Origin of the sequence: Corynebacterium sp. AOP40-4SA-5 (assembly GCF_052377355.1) — a bacterium.
Taxonomy (GTDB): domain Bacteria; phylum Actinomycetota; class Actinomycetes; order Mycobacteriales; family Mycobacteriaceae; genus Corynebacterium.
This window is the reverse complement of the sequence record NZ_JBQSWS010000005.1, coordinates 19,596-33,126: the sequence shown is the minus strand read 5'-3', so window position 1 is coordinate 33,126 and position 13,531 is coordinate 19,596. Positions and strand designations below refer to the sequence as shown.

9 protein-coding genes are annotated in these 13,531 nt (G+C 67.6%); 6 read left to right on the top strand and 3 right to left on the bottom strand.

What is annotated here, in order from left to right; genetic code table 11:
* The first annotated feature begins 281 nt into the window (after positions 1 to 281).
* Together ACT3S3_RS04230 and ACT3S3_RS04225 are read left to right on the top strand one after the other, a co-directional pair.
* Positions 282 to 1,673 carry an alpha/beta hydrolase gene (locus tag ACT3S3_RS04230; RefSeq protein ID WP_441582508.1) on the top strand — a complete coding sequence of 464 codons (1,392 nt, stop codon included), beginning with the start codon at positions 282 to 284 and terminating at the stop codon, positions 1,671 to 1,673.
* Positions 1,674 to 1,695: 22 nt separating this feature from the next.
* Positions 1,696 to 2,961 carry a hypothetical protein gene (locus ACT3S3_RS04225; RefSeq protein WP_441582509.1) on the top strand — a complete coding sequence of 422 codons (1,266 nt, stop codon included), beginning with the start codon at positions 1,696 to 1,698 and terminating at the stop codon, positions 2,959 to 2,961.
* On the opposite strand, the gene ACT3S3_RS04220 is transcribed toward ACT3S3_RS04225, so the two are convergent.
* Positions 2,918 to 4,156 (bottom strand): MFS transporter, encoded by a 1,239-nt coding sequence (locus tag ACT3S3_RS04220; protein ID WP_444626329.1) that lies wholly within the window; start codon positions 4,154 to 4,156, stop codon positions 2,918 to 2,920. The genes ACT3S3_RS04225 and ACT3S3_RS04220 overlap by 44 nt on opposite strands.
* A 72-nt stretch (positions 4,157 to 4,228) precedes the next feature.
* Here ACT3S3_RS04220 and ACT3S3_RS04215 point away from each other — a divergent pair, with 72 nt between their 5' ends.
* The 4 genes from ACT3S3_RS04215 (at position 4,229) to ACT3S3_RS04200 (ending at position 11,837) form a co-directional block, all read left to right on the top strand.
* Positions 4,229 to 6,325, top strand: a complete 2,097-nt coding sequence (locus tag ACT3S3_RS04215) for an acyl-CoA dehydrogenase family protein (RefSeq protein ID WP_301443208.1) — start codon at positions 4,229 to 4,231, stop codon at positions 6,323 to 6,325.
* Positions 6,326 to 7,877: 1,552 nt separating this feature from the next.
* The gene (locus ACT3S3_RS04210) at positions 7,878 to 8,456 is read left to right on the top strand and encodes a hypothetical protein (protein ID WP_444626327.1); all 579 of its coding nucleotides are present in this window, start codon (positions 7,878 to 7,880) and stop codon (positions 8,454 to 8,456) included.
* Positions 8,457 to 8,842: 386 nt separating this feature from the next.
* A complete protein-coding gene (locus tag ACT3S3_RS04205) occupies positions 8,843 to 11,143 on the top strand; it encodes a hypothetical protein (protein ID WP_301443340.1) in 2,301 nt (766 codons plus the stop codon).
* Positions 11,144 to 11,162: 19 nt separating this feature from the next.
* Entirely contained in the window at positions 11,163 to 11,837 is a 675-nt protein-coding gene (locus ACT3S3_RS04200) for a response regulator transcription factor (RefSeq protein ID WP_301443339.1), read from the top strand.
* A 2-nt stretch (positions 11,838 to 11,839) separates the two neighbouring features.
* On the opposite strand, the gene ACT3S3_RS04195 is transcribed toward ACT3S3_RS04200, so the two are convergent.
* A complete protein-coding gene (locus ACT3S3_RS04195) occupies positions 11,840 to 12,406 on the bottom strand; it encodes a TIGR03086 family metal-binding protein (RefSeq protein WP_301443338.1) in 567 nt (188 codons plus the stop codon).
* A 76-nt stretch (positions 12,407 to 12,482) separates the two neighbouring features.
* Positions 12,483 to 13,247, bottom strand: a complete 765-nt coding sequence (locus ACT3S3_RS04190) for a metal-dependent hydrolase (protein WP_301443337.1) — start codon at positions 13,245 to 13,247, stop codon at positions 12,483 to 12,485.
* Positions 13,248 to 13,531: the final 284 nt, after the last annotated feature.

The window sequence follows — 13,531 nt, the reverse complement described above, 5'->3', positions numbered from 1 at the left end:
GTTGGAGCTGACGATGAACTGGTCGATGGGGGCGAGATTCACGGTGGTTCCTCTTTCACGTGGGGACGCCCCGGGCCGGTGCCCGGGGACGGTTTCGGACACCAGCATAAACGGTGGGAGGTCCGGTTGCGCTACGTCCGACGGGGATCCGGTCACCGGAACGGGTAACGGTACCCCCGCCCGGCGCGTTTTCGTTTGGGAAATCAGGCTTCAGGGTTACACGGTGCACGTCCACCGGCTAAGCTGTCGAGGTCTGACCCCACTGACTTCTTGAGGACCGAATGAACAAGCGCGCCATCGCACGCGTGACGGCTGCTGCCGTCGCGACAGCCCTGCCCCTGTCCGTCATGAGCGTGCTCGGCGCGGGTCCGGCGTTCGCCGGTATCGCCCAGCCGGACGTGGCCTCCGCCTCCGATAGCAGCGGCGACGGCCGCCCCGCCTCCGAGTTCCGGAACACCGCCACGGTCAACAACCCCTTCCCCACCCGCGAGGCGGCCGAGGGTGAGAACTACGTCGAGGAGTCAAAGGCCGCCTGGCGCGACTACGTCTACCACGCGGAGGCGGGCGTCAGCGAGACCGACCCGGACGACACCTGGGAAGCCGGCGAGCGCTACGGCCGCATGGAGGAGCGCATGGTGCACTCCGAGGCGATGAACCGCGACATCCCCGTCGTCACCATCCGCGCCAAGGAGGATCCCCAGAACGCTCCCACGATCTACCTGCTCAACGGTGCCGACGGCGGCGAGGGTGCAGCGAACTGGCTGCGCCAGACCAACGCCGTGGACTTCTACGGCAACCAGATCGGCAACGTCAACGTGGTCATCCCCATGGAGGGCGCGTTCTCGTACTACACCGACTGGCAGGAGCCGAACGCGACTCTCGACAAGGGCGGCAACAAGCAGGCCTGGGAGACCTTCCTGGTCCAGGAGCTGCCCGGCCCGATGGAGACCGCACTGGGAACCTACAACCCGAACCGCTCGATCATCGGCATGTCGATGACCGGATCGACCACCCTGGTCTACGGCGAGAAGTACTCCGGTTTCTACGACTCCATCGGCGCCTACTCCGGCTGCGCGGCGACCTCCGGCGAGGCCGCCCCCACCGTGGAGATCGTCCTGGGCCGCGGCAACGCCACCTACGAGCAGATGTGGGGTGACCGCAACGGCCAGGTGGCCCGCGACAACGACGCCCTGGTCAACGCCGCGGACCTCAAGGACCAGCACAACGTCTACGTCTCCACCTCGACCGGCCTGATGGGCGAGCACGACGTCTCCTCCGGCGACCGCCTCAACGGCATGGTCATCGGTTCCATCGTCCCGGCGACCGAGGGCGGTGTGATCGAGGCGGCCACGAACGCCTGCACCCACCTGCTGAAGTCCACCACGGACGCCGCGGGCATCACCCAGGAGTCCAACAACCTGGTCTACAACTTCCGCAACACCGGCACGCACCAGTGGGGCTACTGGCAGGACGACATGTTCGACGCCTGGCCCACGATCTCCGAGGGCCTGTTCCCCGGCGGCGGCGCCAACGCCGTCGCACAGCGTGACGCGGCCAAGGCCGCCTACCTCGAGGACAACCCGGGTGCCGGTGCCGCCGGTTCCACCCCGGTCTCCTCCCTCCCCACCTGGGACGAGGTCACGGCGAACGCCGAGGAAGCCGACGACGAGTAGTCGACGCCGTCCCACAGGTGCCGTGAGAGCACTGTCCGCCGCCACCCTCGTGGTGGCGGTTTCCGGTTATGCGGTCATCGTCGTCGCCGGCCGCGCGCTCGACACGGTCGGCTACGAGGCCTTCGCCGTCTTCTGGGGGCTCTTCTTCGCCCTCGCCGGCCTCATCGACGGTCTCCTGCAGGAGACCACCCGCTCCGTCGCCGCCCGCACCACCGCCGCAGGACGCACCGGGCAGGCGCCACGCGCCGCCGCAGCGTCCTCCGTCCGCCCGGTGGCGGTCGCGGCGGGCCTCGCCGTCGTCGTCGCCACGGTCGTCGCGGCGTCCGGCCCGCTGTGGGCGGGACGTATCCTGCCGGACGGTTCGGGCCTGGCGGGCGCCGGCGTGGTGCTGATGGCCGTCGGGTTGGCGTCCTACACGTTCCAGGCCGCGGTCTGCGGCCTGCTGTCGGCGGCGATGCGCTGGACCACGTTCGCCTGGCTGATCAGCGTGGACAGTGCGGTGCGCATCGTGCTGGCGCTGATCGCGTGGGCGGCGGGCTGGCAGCTGCTGGCCTTCCTGCTCGTCACGGTCGTCGGCGCGGCGACGTGGCTGGGGCTGCTGCTCGTGTCCCCGTCGAGCCGGCGTCTGCTGCACGAGGTCGGGGACGTGGGCACCGCGGAGTTCCTGCGGCGCACGTGCAAGGCGATGCTGGCGTCCGGCGCGAACGCGGTGCTGATCACCGGTTTCCCCGTGCTGATCACGTTCACCTCGGGGGCGGACGTCTCCCCCGGCGCCTTGGCCGCGGTGATCACCGCGGTGACGCTGACCCGTGCGCCGCTGCTCGTGCCGCTGCAACGTTTCCAGCCGGCGCTGATCGTGCACCTGACCGCGCACCGCGACCGGGTGCTGCGCGCCTGCGTCCTGCCGGCGACGGTGATCGTGGCGACGGCCGCGGTCGGCGGCGTGGCGGCCTACTGGCTGGCGCGTCCGCTGATGCTGCTGTTCTTCGACGAGGAGCTGGTCAGTTCGCCGGTGGTGCTGGCGGCGTTGACCGTGGCATCGGCCTCGACGGCGCTGCTGATGGTGACCGGCTCGGCAGCCCACGCCGCCGAACGCCACTCCCTGTACCTCGCGGGGTGGGCCGTGGCGACCGTCGCGGCCGTGGCGCTGCTGTCGGTGGACGCCTCACCGGAGGTGCGGGCCGTACTGACCCTGGGACTCGCCCCGCTGACCGGCATGGTCGTGCACGTCGTCGCGCTGACGCTCAGTCGGCCTGCGCGGGAATGTTCTTCCGCGAGAACACGGTGACGATGACCAGGAAGACCACGGCCACGACCACACCGGCACCCAGCATCACCGGGTAGCTCAGGTTCGCCGAGAGGCGGGTGAGGATCATCGGGAAGAAGAAGCCGATGTACGTCAGCGTGTAGTAGGCGGCGGTCAGCCCGGCCAGGTCGTCCGGCCCGGCGATGCGCTGGACCTCGGTGAGGCCGCTGATCAGGCACAGGCCGTAGGCCGCGCCCAGGATGATCGCCACGACGATCGCGCTCCACACGGCGATGTCGCGGGACGCCACCGCGGCCACCGCCATACCGACGATCACGAGCACCAGCGCCAAGATCGGGCCGCGTGCGTTGTAGCTGGTGTTGATGCGCGGGCCGAACTGCTGGATCGTGAAGCCGGACGCCAGGGCGATCACGGTGAGCAGCCCGGAGAACGCCACCGGGCTGCCGACCTGGTCCTGGACCAGGCGGGGCGTGATCGCGTAGGCCACGCCGGCGGCGCCGAAGACCCAGGGGGCGATCGGTGCGACCACGGTGAGGAAACGCGGGTGGCGGATGGTGGGCACCAGGATGTCGGACCAGAACGAACCCTTCACCTTCAGGTGCGCCGACTGGCGGGTCTCGGGCACGGTCATCAGCCCGGCGAGGGCGACCACCGAGATCAGGCAGTGCACGATATAAGGCAGCTGGCCGGGGATCGGGCCCCACTCCGCCAGGACACCCGCCAGGCCGGCGCCGAGGCCGAAGCCGGCGGTCAGCGACATCGTGGCGCGTTTCGCACCGGCCGACGGTGCCACGCCGGGCTCGAAGGTGGGGGTGGAGAGTTCCTTGATCCACGAGCCGCCGACGGACATCGCGATGCCCACGGCGAGCCCGGCGAGGATGCGTCCGATGAACATCACCGACTCGGTGGTCTCCCCCAGCGCGATGAAGACGCTGCCGAGCAGGGCGACGGCCGGGGACGGCAGCATCACGACCTTGCGTCCGAAACGGTCGGACAGCGGCCCGCAGATCAGCAGCCCGGCGACGATGCCCACGGCGTAGGAGACGAGCAGTGAGTCGACGAAGACGTCGCTGAACACCGCCTCCTGGCGGTAGAACACGAGCATCGGGGTGGCTTCGTTGCCACCCCACGCCACGCTGAAGACGGCGAAGGCGACGAAGAGCCATGCCCGGGAGTAGGCGGGTGAGGTCCGCGTGGTGTGCTCGTTCTCGGTCATGGTGTCTCATCGTAGGAGGTGACCGGTCGCGTCCGCTCACTGAGGACCCGGTTCCCGCTAATATGTAGTGGTATGGCACACACTGAGAAGGCCCTCGACACCACTGAAATCGCCGCGAGCCTCACCCGCCGTGGCAACGAACGTCCCGCCAAGTTGCGTGACCGGGCGGACCGCGCCGTGCGTGAGGCCGTCGCCGCCGAGCTCCAGGAGGTCCTGGACGGCCGCTGGGCGGACGTGAAGAACGAGACCCGCGCCCTGATCGTGGAGAAGGACCTGCACCCGGACGACACCCTGGGTCTGGACGAGGCCCGCGAGCGGACCCTGTCGCAGATGCACGACATGCTCTCGACCGGCGCCCCGCGCGGGACGTTCCGCACCGACCACGGCGGTACCGGCGACATCGGCGCGACGCTATCGGCGATCGAGTCGGTGGGTGGCGCCGACCTCTCGCTGATGGTGAAGGCCGGCGTGCAGTGGGGCCTGTGGGGTGGTGCGGTGGAGAACCTCGGCACGGAACGCCACATCCCCCTGATCAAGGACATCATGGAGCTGCGGACGTTGGGGTCGTTCGCGATGACCGAGCGTGGGCACGGCTCGGACGTGCAGTCGGTGGAGACCACCGCGGTGTACGACCGGGAGACCGGGGAGTTCGTGATCGACACACCCACGGCCTCGGCGGAGAAGTGGTACATCGGCAACGCCGCCAAGCACGCCCGCATGGCCGCGGTGTTCTGCCAGCTCTACACCCCGGACGCCGACGGCGAGCTGGGCGAGTCCCACGGCGTGCACTGCATCGTCGTGGAGGTCCGCGACGAGGACGGCAAGGCGAAGCCCGGCGTGGGCATCGGCGACCACCTGTACAAGGGCGGTCTGAAGGGTGTCGACAACGGCACCTTCACCTTCGACCAGGTGCGCGTGCCGCGGGAGAACCTGCTGAACCGGTTCGCCGACGTTTCCGAGGACGGCGAGTACTCCTCCCCCATCGAATCCGTGGGAGCCCGCTTCTTCACGATGCTCGGGACGCTGATCCGTGGACGCATCACGGTGGGTGCGGCGTCCGGCGCGGCGGCGCGCTCCGGGTTGGCGATCGCCACCGGGTACGCGAACCTGCGGCGTCAGTTCGCCCCGGACGACGAACTGCCGGAGAAGAAGCTCATCGAGCACCGCAAGCACCGTCTGCGTCTGATCCCGCTGATCGCGCGGACCTACGGTCTGCAGCTGACCTCGAACCAGCTGATCGCCCGCCTGCACGACCTGGAGGGCGCGGGCATCGACCGGACGGACATGACCAAGGAGCAGCGGTGGGACCAGCGTGAGCTGGAGGCCCATGCCGCTGCCGTGAAGGCTGCGAACACCGACCATGCGATGCGGGTGCTGCAGGAGTGCCGTGAGGCGTGCGGCGGTGCCGGCTACATGGCGGAGAACCTGCTGACCACGTTCACGGCGGACGCGGACGTGTTCACCACGTTCGAGGGCGACAACGTGGTGATGATGCAGCTGGCGGCGAAGGAGCTGCTGACCGGCTTCTCCCGCGAGGTCGGGGACCTGAAGCCCCTGGAACTGGTGCGTTTCGGCCTGGACAACTTCGGCACCCTGCTGAAGCGCCGGACGGCGGCGGACACGCTGATCCAGAACCTGGTCGACTCGTTCACGGACAAGGAGGAGACGTCCCTGTTCGACCCCGCCTACCAGGTGGAGTTGTTGACGGAGCGCGAGGACCGTCTGCTGATGTCGCTGATCCGGCGGATCAAGCCGGCGCAGAAGATGAGCACGGAGGACGCCGCCGACCTGGTGGACAAGGCCCAGGACCACCTCCTGGAGTGTGCGTGGGCGCACGTGGACCGGATCATCCTGGAGGCGATGCTGGAGGGCGAGGCACAGCTGGCGGACGGCCAGGCCAAGGAGGTGATGGAGCAGGTGCGTGACGTGTTCGTGTTGAGCATCATCCACGAGCACAGCGGCTGGTACCAGGAGCAGAACCTGTTGACCGGTACGCGCACCAAGGCTGCCCGGGCCGCGCTGAACGACCTGGTGGACTCACTGGGGCCGTGGTCGCAGACGCTGGTGGACGCCTTCGCGGTCCCGGAGAACATCATGGGCGTGCCGTTGATGACGGACTACGACGACATGGTCCCCCGGGCGAAGACGCATCCGGCCGCGGAGTCCTGACGGCGACGTCCGGCCCGGCACCGGGCCGGACGATAACGATGGGGTAACGACGTTCACTACACCGAACGTAACCACCCCCGTGGTGAACAAGATTTATGCACCTGATGGGGTTCCACTCACCCCCGATCGAAGCCCCGCAAGATCGTTATCTCTTCGTGACGTAACACCCGGCAATGGGTGTCCGTTACTGTTAATAGTGCGCCACAGAGCCTCATCAGCTCGCTTCGGCGCATGACCATACACGTTCCTTCGAAAGGTAACTATCATGCTGGATATCATCGGAACCATCGTCAACGCCGTCGGCACCTTCTTCACCGACGCCATCGAGCTGGTCACCGGCTCCATCGCCGGTAACTAATCAAGCATCCGGCCCCCGCAAGGGGGCTGTGAGCTTTTCCCCGCCCAACCTCACGGTTGGGCGGGGTTTTGGCGTTTCGCCGGCCACTCCAGCAGCGTCACGCAACTCAAGTCTGACGGGCTTTCCACCCTTTCACCAGACCCCACAAGTAGGGGCCTATATTTGACTACAAAGATGTTCCCCGGGCAATACCGGAGCGTTATAGTTCTCCCTGTGCCCCACGGACTGTACGGTCCCGCACGGCGCGCATCGTATACGTCCTATCGAAAGGTATCCCATCATGCTTGAGATCCTCACCACCATCGTTACCACCATCAGCGGCTTCTTCACCGCCGCCATCAACCTGATCACCAGCTCCATCACCACCGGCCCGGCGGCCGGCTAAGGTCCCCAGCCTGCAGCCTCGGCAGCAGCGACGCGGCCCCCGCCCCCCGGCATCGCCGGAGCGGGGGCCGCTCAGTATCTGCGGCCCCTTCGGAACATTTTTGTTTCGTGGTGTAACAGATGTCGCCGACGGTCGATGTACCTACCGAGAGCGCAACGGAGCCACTCCGGCACCACGGCGCACCACCACTTCAACCGAGAGGTAACCACCATGCTTGACATTGTCGGCCAGATTGTTAACGCCATCGGCGCGTTCTTCACCAGCGTGATCGGACTCGTTACCGGCTCCATCACCGGTAACTGACATTCGGTAGCCTTCGGCAATGGAGGCGCGGAAGCGAAAGCCCACCCAGCAGGCGCTGGGTGGGCTTTCGTGGTTTCCCGGGCAATCGACCAAAGCAAATACCCCGCGCCCTACATCCCCGAATTCCTGGCCGGAAGCCCCCATTAATTGTGTCCTTTTGCCCGGTAACGTACTTGTCCGATTGGCGATATCCTAGGTAAGCGGACAGAAGCCCCCAAAGCCGACACCGCGAGCACCACCCACCACATTCACCTTGCCTGAAAGGCCAGTGTCATGCTTGCAATCATCGGCTCCATCGTCACCCTCGTCGGCACCGTCCTGATCGGCGCGATCATGCTGGTCGGCGGCTCCATCGTCGGCTTCTGATCCGCCCCGGACGCGACAAGCGCGAACCAACAGAAGGACCCTGCCCTCTGGGGCAGGGTCCTTCAGCTGTAGCTACCGGAGACCGGATGCCCCCAATAATCAGGGCCTCCGCCGACCGCTCCGCGGTCTATGTTTTAGACATGAACATTCTTCGTCGCACGATCACCAGGACCGCAGCCGCCACCCTCATCGCCGCCCTCGCCACCACAAGCGTCGGCACCGCCACCGCCGCACCACAGCCTGCCGAACTCACCGTGGAGGGCCTTGCACTGTTCAACCCCGCGAATGACGAGCCCTACTCCCGTGGCATCTCCCCAGGAACGACGTTCTACGTCGCCTACTCGGTGACAAACAGTTCCGATGCCCCGATCACCGTCACCGGATACTCCTCCAGCATCACGACCAGGGTCGAAGACAAGTGGATCACCCAGGGCTATCAGCCCGACTACTGCGACCAGTACATCGTGGAACGCGGCAGCACCGAACGCCAGGCCTTCCCCCAGGTCGTGACCCCTGGCGACACGATCCAGCCCCTGTTCGACAACGTGAACTACGAGTTCCTGTACGCCGCCGACAACCCGTGCCAACGCATGGAGATCAACATCGGCACCGTCACCGTCACAGACGAGGATGACGACGGAGACGGAGACCTCCCTCCTGCCAGCTCCTCGTCCAGCTCCTCGCTCGTCGGCAGCCTCGGGTCGCTCGCATCCAGCTGATCGACAACGCCCCGGACAACGGCCCTCGGACAACAACCCACTGACCGCCTGGACCGACAAAGCCTGACAGCCCCCTGACTGGAAAGTTTGCCAAAGAATGTTTATGGTAGAAGTTTTCGCTGTGACGAACTGAAGTCCTTCAGGCTCTCCCGCCCCGCAGCGGTCCACCAGTACACCTTTCGAAAGGACCTCACCATGGGTATCGTCAGCGCACTTCTCACCGTCGTCACCGGCCTCGTCGGCGGCCTGGTCGCCGGACTCGGCGGCGTCGTCGCGGGTCTCGGCTCGCTCCTCTAAGGTCTCTTACCTCAGAGACGCTTGCCGCTCGGACCCCCGGCTCACATGTGTGAGTCGGGGCTCCGGCGCACCAGAGACCACACAGCATCATGTCCCGCCGTAAACCCCCGGCCACCGCCATCGAGACAGCCATCCTGCGCAACGCCACCCTGGCGATCGCGCTGACCTGGCCACTCTGGCAGGCCGGAGCTCTCACCGCGCACTTCACCGTGGAATCGTTCTTCAGCCACTGGTACCCGGTGGCCACGGCCACACTCTTCGCACTGGCGAACGCCCTGCTCGCCACCGCAGCGGTGATCGGACGCCGCGACCTCCTCGTCTTCTCGCTCCGTCTGTCCGCCGCCTCACTCCCCGCCGCCCTGGCCCTGTTCATCATCCAGACGGTCACCGACGGCGCTCCCGTGGCGTCCGGAATGTGGTTCACGGTCTTCAGCGCTCTTCCGGCGATCGCCTTCGCCCTCACCGTCCCACTCGCACCCGGCATTGCGGGGTTCTTCCTGCTGGTCGGCGGGACGACCCTGGCAGCGGCGGTCCTGGAGCATCGTTCCGACCCCCTGAGTGTGGCCACGGAGGTCAGCCTGGCGCTGGTCTACTCACTGCCCCTGGTCGTCATCGTCTGTGCGACCCTGCAGCTCGCCCGGTTCATCGACGCCGCCGGCAACAAGTCGCATGCGGAGAACATCGCCGCCACCAGGGCCCGCGCCAGGGCGGAGGAGACCACGAAATTCACCGCGCTGGTGCACGACAACGTCCTGTCCACCCTCAGCGGGATCACCCAGGGCATCTTCCCCACCGAACCCGTCGGCCTGCGTCTGACCCCTGTCTTCGACGAAGCCGGGGACATGTCCACCGACCAGTTCATCGAGGCGGTGACCACCACCATCCGCCAACACACACCCGACTGCACCATCACAGCCGACGAGGGCACCTCCCTCACGCTGCCCGGGGTCGCCGGGGCGAACATCACCATGGCCGTCGCCGAGATGGCGAAGAACTCCCGGCAGCACGCCGGGCCACACGTCCGCCGGCACTGCCACGTCAGCCTGACCGACTCCACCCTCCACCTGCGCTACACCGACGAGGGGCCCGGCTTCTTCACCGGGGACGTCCGCCCCACCGCCGCGGGCATCCGCATCTCCATCCTGGGGCGTATGGAGGCCACGGACGGAGGTACCGCCACCGTCACCTCGGCCCCCGGGAACGGCACGACCGTGGAGCTCACCTGGCGCGACGCCCGGCGCACGGAATCCGCCGGCGGACATCCGCCACCCGGCCGAACACCCCACCCCAACATCCGGGCGTCCCGGTTCAACTCGGCCGGCATGCGGAACTACGACCTCATGCACCTCAGCTACGTTTTCGGCGTTCCCTACGGTGCGGCGGTCGCCGTGATCTTCACACTGCTCAACATCATCAACGGCCACCCGACGTCCACCGCGAACCTCGTGACCACCGTCCTCGCGGTGGCCCTGGTCGCGGTGATCGTCAGTGGACACGCCTACCGGGTCGCGGCGTCCCGCGCCTGGATCGTCGGCGTCGGTGTCGTCCTGCTGATGGAGGCGGGGCGATGGCAGGACCTCTCGTCCGCACCGGAATGGAGCCACGACTGGCACATCACCGCCGCCTCACTGATCTGCGCCCTGCTGGCACTGCGGGGACGACCAGTCGCAGCCCTGCTCGCGCTCCTCGCCGGTGCCGTGGCCATCGAGGTCATGTCGGCGCTGCCCGGCACCCCCGACCGCAGTCTCGAGGCGGTGCAGGTCCTCCTGTCCAGCCTCCTGGTCGTGGCCTGCGCACTGCTCACCCTGGGAACCCGCTACACGCTCGCCCGACTCCCCGGGGCACGCCAGAAACTCCGCGAGTCCGAACTCCGCGTCATCGCGGCAGAGGAGGCGACCACCTACCGGCAGGACCGTCTCCAGCTTCTCCGTGAGGAGCTGGCGCCTCTCGTCGAGGCGACGACGGGTCTCACCACCATCGACGACGGGCTCAAGGAGCTCGCCCGCCTGACCGAACTCCGGATGCGGGACGCCATGCGCTCGCCGCTCCTGGACCTGCCGGACGTCCGGACCGCCGCATGGGACGCGCGTGGACGCGGTGTCGCGGTCCAGCTCATCGACGACCGTTCGTCGGCGCAGGCCCCCGCCGGCCCCGTCGACGCCGCGACGGTGTCACCGATCGTGCCCCGCCCCATCGAGGCGCTCCACGACGGGATGGTCCGACGCATCCTCGATGCCCTGTCACGCGCCGACACGGGGACGGTCACCGTACGGCTCCTCCCCCGGGGCAGGTCGACGTTCGCCACGATCTCGGACGACGACGGTATCCGCCGGTACCACTGTGACGGATCCTCACTGCAATCTCAGGATGAACCGGTCGCAGGCCGGTGAAGCACTGTATGGTACTTCCATGAGCGAAACTGCCCTGAACGTCGCCGCCATCGACGACCACGAGCTGTCCCTGCGGGGCCTCTCGTCCCTCATCGACTCGGCCGCCGATCTCGAGCTGGCGGGCATGTTCACCTCGGTGAGCGACCTCATCTACGGCCTGGAAAACCCCACGGGCCTGGACCTGGTCATCCTCGACCTGCGTCTCGCCGACGACTCGAACCCCGAGGAGAACGTCCACCGGCTGCAGTCCCTCACCCACAACATCCTCGTACTCTCCTCCATGGAGAGCCCGTACCTGGTACGCAGCGCACTGAAGGCGGGTGTCCTGGGTATCGTCCAGAAGTCCGAGCTTCCCGAGGTGATCCTGCGAGCCGTACGCGCCGCGGCACACGGTTACGCCGTGCCGTCCACGGAATGGGCGGCGGCGATCGACTCCGACCCGCAGATCAACGGGATCAACCTGTCCGAACGCCAACGCGAGGTGCTCGAGCTGTACGCCTCCGGGGAGCCCGCCAAACGGGTCGCCCGCCTGACCGGGATCTCCCAGGAGACGGTCAACGACTACCTGGGGCGCATCCGGGTGAAGTACCAGAACGCCGGACGCCCCGCCCCGACGAAGACGGACCTCTTCCGTCGCGCGCAGGAGGACGGCTACCTGCCCGGCCCCAGCGACCCCCGCCTCGGCGAGGGCTGAGCTCAGTCCAGACCGAAGTTCGGGTCGCGGCCCACGTAGGCCATCAGGCGGATGGTGGACGTCGCGTCCGCCGAGGTCTCCTGCGGCGGGCCGAACCCGCCGCGTGCCTGCAACTGCTCACCCAGGGAGCGCAGACCGCCGAGGTTGCGCTCGGCGAAGTCCTCGTCCAGCTCCACGTCCCGGCCCTGCGACCGGGCGAGGTCCCAGGTGTGCATGAACACGTCCGGGATGAAGAACCCCTTCGCATTGGTCTCCAGCGACTGCCCAGGGATGGGGCCTCGGGTGACCAGCGCCTCCGCCTTGACGTCGTCCTCCAGGGTGTCCTGGACGAGTTCGGCGAACTGCTCCCACGCGGCCGCCGGGTCGGAGTTCTTGTCCTCGGTGATGTTCACCGTGATTCCGACGTCCTCCAGGGCGGGGGCGAACCAGCTGATCAGGTGGCCGACGATGTCGCGGGCCGTCCACTCCGCGCACGGGGTCTGCGCGTCCCAGTCGTTGTCCCGTGTCTGGGCGGTGAAACCGTCGGCGATGACGCGGAACCGTTCAACGGTGTCCTTGGGTACAGACATGGTCTTTCCTCCTGTTCGCGGACCGGGCCGTAGTCGGGGCCCGGTTACTGTCCCTGACGAGAATACCCGCGCGGGTTCACCCCACGATCAAGCCGTGGTTCCACCCCAGCGCACAGGCGCCCACCAACACGGCGGTGAACACGGCCATCGCCACGGTGTCGCCGAATCCGGCGGCACGGATCCTCAACGGCCCCGGAAGCAGGTGCACCGACCCCCAGCGGTCCCCGCCCACGGGCACGAACGGCGCGAACAACGGAACCCCGGAGCGCGTCACCGCGTCCCCGACGCAGTGCACCACACAGCCCAGCCCGACCGCGGTGGACATCACCGCCGGTGTGAGCATCTCCGGCCGGTCGCGCATCACCAGCAGGGTCAGGCCGACTGCGATGACCACCGCCCCCAGCGAACCCCACCGTTGGGCGACCGGACGCACCAGCGAATGCAGTGCCAGCAGGACCAGGGCGGCGAAGATGGCGATGGTCACCCTGCTGTCACCCAGGTCGACCGCACACCAGGTCGCGGCGGCCAGCAGCACGGCGAACAGGAGCGTGTGGGTGAGCGTCCTGTGCCCGCCGACGCGCCTGCCCCGCGCCCCGGTGGCCTCGGCGACCATCGAGGACAGGCGGTTGACGAACACGGACAGCAGTTTGCTGACCGGCCCCAACGTCCTGGCCGCGGTCCCGGACGGATGGTCCAGGTCCGGCAGGATCGCCGCACCGGCGGTGACTCCGGCCAGTACCACCACCGCCCCGACGTCCGCCGGCACACCCGTGGCCTGCGCCGTCGTGACGGCGAGCACGACACCTGCCGCCGCGCCCGACATCGCGTGCGTGGGCCCCATGACCATGGCGCTCTCACCTTCCTCTCGGTGCCTGTTCCTCGCGAACCTTCCGCAACAGTTGTACAGGGCGGGACGGACATGAAATGAGCGGGGAGAGAGAACCCCCGGAAAATGGTTTGCCCAACTAACTGGTTGTGCGTTAACTTTCACCCAGGCGAACCTTAACGTCCCCTCCCGCAACGTGGCGCCCACACCACCACATCACCCACGAACCACCCGTCAGGAGTCCCCCGTGTGCGACCGGAACGCTCTCGGCACACTTGTCGTCGCCGCGGCCCTGACCT